Below are 2,972 nucleotides of genomic sequence, written 5' to 3' on the forward strand. Positions count from 1 at the left end.
CCGGACGGTCACTTCGCCCGTATGAGCGCCCACAGGCCGACGCTCCACACGTCCCCGTGCCCCGCGTGGTAGCCCCGCTCCTCCTCCTCGTCGTCCACGACGATCACCGAGACGTTGGACGCCGCCGCCCGGTATTCGAGGAAGCCGCCCTGGTCGCTGACCTTGAGTCGCGGGGCTCCGGGGACCCGCGCGAGTTCGTCGCGCACGTCCTCCCAGGCGATGCAGCGGGGGAACTCGACCCCCATGGACCGGGCCCAGTCCTTCGCCATGTCCTGGCCGGACGCGAGCCGGTGCAACTCGATGGAGCCGCCGGACATCACCCACTCGTCGCCGGGGTTGAAGTAGAACTCGACGAATCCGTAGTCGCGGCGCAGCGACTCGCCCTCGTCGTCGACCACGTCGACGAAGCGGTGGCGGACGGCCCGGTCGACCTCGCCGAGGGTGGAGCCGATGCCGACCCCGTGCAGGCGTCCGGTCCTGAGGAACGAGGCGAGGAATTCGATGCCGGTCACGGCCGGTTCTCCATGGGTAGGTGAAGGTGCGCTCCCTTGGTGGCCCGGTCGCGCCTCAATTGGTCCTCCGCGTCACAGGTGCACCGGTCCTCGGCATCTAGAGTCGCGGGCTCCGTAGCGGCGGCTCCGCACCACCCCATACGAAGACATAGGGATCCGCGCCGCCCGAGTACGAACAAGTGATTCCTGTATCGGGCAGGTCGAATTCCTCTCGCAGCCACCCGTCCATGGCAAGGGCGGCAACCTCCGGCCGGTAGTCGGACAGCGGAAAGTCGAGGGCCACGATCTCCAGGTACACGCCCTCCGGATACCTGGCGCACAGATCCTCGGCACGGAGCGCGACGACGAAGGAGAGCCAGGCCAGGTCCTCCCAGTACATACCCGCGCCGGGAAGCAGCAGACGGACTCCTCGGTAGATCCCCACGGAGGGCGCTGTTGCTTCGCCTGGTGGCACGGTCCGCGCCGAGAGGTCCGCCGCCAGTCCGCCGAGCGGGCTCCTGAACCGGTACTTGAACTTTCGGATCACTTTCACTCAGTGGGACCTCGGACGTAGTCGAAGCTGTGCGGCTGCGCTCCGGCCTCACTGTAGAGGCGGCTGTGTTTCTCGAAGAACTCATCCATCTTGTCAGGCGTCATCTTGGTGATATCCACCTTGTTCATCTTGGCGAAGTCTTCCGCCGACACCTTGAAGGTGAGGACCTCCACCTCGATGGCCTGCTCTGGCTCAGCGCGTCCGCGAATGCGCTCCGCATAGCGGACCGCCTCGTCCAACGAGCCCCAGGAGTAGGCTCCCTCACCCCACTGGCCTCGAGTGTCCGCCTCGGGCCAGGGATTTCCGTCGCCTCTGAGCCGGGTGGCATTCGCGGGGTCCTGCAGCGTGTGGAACTCCGCATCGACCAGCAGCAGCTGCCGCTCGACAACAACTTCACCACCGAGGGCAACGGTGCGGGGGTGCCCGCGTACATCCTGGACACCGGCATCGACTACCAGCACGCCGAGTTCGGCGGCCCTGACAACACCCGCGCCACCTTCGGCTTCGACTCTGTGGTCGACGGGAAGGAGGGCATGGACTGCAACGGCCACGGCACGCACGTCGCGGGCACGGTCGCGGGCGCGACGTACGGGGTCGCGCGCAAGGCCAGTCTCGTCAGCGTCCGGGTCTTGGGCTGCGACGGCAAGGGCACCTATGCCGGGATGATCGCCGGGATGGACTGGGTGGCCAAGAACGCCAAGCAGCCGGGCCGTCCTGAACGGTTCGCTCGGCGGCGACAAGTCCGAGACCCTCAACGCAAACGCCGCACTCGTCGCACGGGTACGGGGCCTTCGTGAAAACCGGGCCTGATACCCCCGAGGCCGATGGGGTGTCAGCCGAGGAGGGCCGGGGAGGAGGCGCCGGGGGCCAGCAGCCGTGGGGCGCCACTGCCGTCGGCGGGGACGGTCCACAGGTCCGTGCTGTCGGTGGCGCCGTCGGTGGGCAGGCCGTAGGCGAGCGTACGGTCGTCGAGCCAGGCGGCCTGGTCGTCCACGCTGCGCTTCTCCGCGAGCGCGTGCTCGCGCAGCGTCGCGAGGTCCATCACGTGCTCGCGCCAGAGCGAGGCCCCGGCCCGGACCCGCTTCTTGTACGCGATGCGCGTCTCGTCCGGGGACAGGGAGGGGCATTCGACGTTCTTGGCGAGGGTCTTGACGCTGCGTCCCGAGATCGAACCCTTGACCAGGTGGGTCTCGCCGCCGGTGGAGACGGTGGCGTAGAAGGTGTCGTCGTCCCGGGAGAAGGTCACCCCCCAGAAGTTCACGTCCTGTGCGCGGTGCTTCCGGCCGTCCATGTCGATGGCGAACTCCTCCAGGTTCGCCTCCAGCTTCCAGGTGCGGGTGTCCACGATCGCGGTACGGGTGGAGAAGAAGGCGGCGCCGTAGGACTCGCCGGAGACGAAGACGGTCCAGGCGGCGAACCGGCCGCTGGGCGAGACCCGGGCTCGGCTGGGGGTGCCCGCGAGGGGGAAGCTGCGCAGCGTGCGCAGGTCGGAGTCGACGATCAGGGCCGTGTTGTCCTGGGCGAGCGCGCCCGGCGTGGAGCGCAGGCACACGCCGGTGCCCCCGGCGGCGTAGAAGCGCCGGCAGCCCAGTCCGGAGGCGGTGCGCTCGGACTCGGGCGCGTCGACCGGGACCGAGGCGAGGGCCCCGCGGTGCGGACCCTGCCCACCGTTGAGGAAGGTCAGGGAGCCGGGCCGGTCCAGCGTGACGGTCCCCGCGGCGACCGTCGGGCCGCCCGCCGACGGCTTGTCGTCGCGGGAGGCGGAACGCAGCACCAGCGCGGCGGCGAGGCCACCGAGCAGCAGCACCGACACCGCGAGGACGAGCAGGCGGCGTGACGTGGACAGCGTCATCGGGGGCCTCACAGGCTTCCGGTTCGGTTGGCTTCGGTTCGGGTGTCCTGCGGAGCCGACGGGCGCAGGACGAAGC

The 2,972-nt window shown here is 69.5% G+C and carries 5 protein-coding genes; 1 reads left to right on the forward strand and 4 read right to left on the reverse strand.

The window, feature by feature from the left end; translation table 11 throughout:
• Positions 1-8: 8 nt before the first annotated feature.
• The 3 genes from ACWGIU_RS34415 to ACWGIU_RS34425 all read right to left on the reverse strand — a co-directional run bounded on the left by ACWGIU_RS34415 (position 9) and on the right by ACWGIU_RS34425 (position 1,283).
• Positions 9-512, reverse strand: coding sequence for a hypothetical protein (locus ACWGIU_RS34415; protein ID WP_453712031.1), 504 nt, complete (start codon positions 510-512; stop codon positions 9-11).
• Positions 513-609: 97 nt separating this feature from the next.
• Positions 610-1,044 (reverse strand): hypothetical protein, encoded by a 435-nt coding sequence (locus tag ACWGIU_RS34420; RefSeq protein WP_453712032.1) that lies wholly within the window; start codon positions 1,042-1,044, stop codon positions 610-612.
• Complete coding sequence (locus tag ACWGIU_RS34425) at positions 1,041-1,283, reverse strand: hypothetical protein (RefSeq protein WP_453712033.1); 243 nt, start codon at positions 1,281-1,283, stop codon at positions 1,041-1,043. Before ACWGIU_RS34425 ends, ACWGIU_RS34420 begins: the two co-directional genes overlap by 4 nt.
• Positions 1,284-1,391: 108 nt before the next feature.
• Here ACWGIU_RS34425 and ACWGIU_RS34430 point away from each other — a divergent pair, with 108 nt between their 5' ends.
• On the forward strand, positions 1,392-1,841 hold the full coding sequence (locus ACWGIU_RS34430) for a S8 family serine peptidase (RefSeq protein ID WP_453712034.1): 450 nt from the start codon (positions 1,392-1,394) through the stop codon (positions 1,839-1,841).
• A gap of 35 nt (positions 1,842-1,876) precedes the next feature.
• Here ACWGIU_RS34430 and ACWGIU_RS34435 read toward each other — a convergent pair whose 3' ends face one another.
• Complete coding sequence (locus ACWGIU_RS34435) at positions 1,877-2,896, reverse strand: TolB family protein (protein ID WP_453712035.1); 1,020 nt, start codon at positions 2,894-2,896, stop codon at positions 1,877-1,879.
• Positions 2,897-2,972 lie beyond the last annotated feature (76 nt).

It is taken from the genome of Streptomyces sp. NPDC054840 (assembly GCF_053611065.1).

Excerpts from the sequence above, each read along its gene's own strand:
- ACWGIU_RS34435 (WP_453712035.1), bottom strand. The coding sequence starts at position 2,896 with ATGACGCTGTCCACGTCACGCCGCCTGCTCGTCCTCGCGGTGTCGGTG.